Annotated in this window: 1 rRNA gene; it reads left to right on the forward strand. The window is 52.2% G+C overall.

The window, feature by feature from the left end:
• Positions 1–43: 43 nt before the first annotated feature.
• Positions 44–320 (forward strand): 23S ribosomal RNA (locus QC180_RS30160); the annotation flags it as partial.

Below are 320 nucleotides of genomic sequence, written 5' to 3' on the forward strand. Positions count from 1 at the left end.
GTGTGTTGTTTGAGAACTGCACAGTGGACGCGAGCATCTTTGTTAGTAAGTGTTTAAGAGCGTACGGTGGATGCCTTGGCACCAGGAGCCGATGAAGGACGTAGGAGGCTGCGATAAGCCTCGGGGAGCTGTCAACCGAGCTGAGATCCGAGGATTTCCGAATGGGGAAACCCAGCACGAGTGATGTCGTGTTACCCGCATCTGAATATATAGGGTGTGTGGAGGGAACGTGGGGAAGTGAAACATCTCAGTACCCACAGGAAGAGAAAACAATAGTGATTCCGTGAGTAGTGGCGAGCGAAAGCGGATGAGGCTAAACC

The organism is Nocardia anocheti (assembly GCF_029675105.1).
In the GTDB taxonomy this organism is placed as follows: Bacteria; Actinomycetota; Actinomycetes; order Mycobacteriales; family Mycobacteriaceae; genus Nocardia.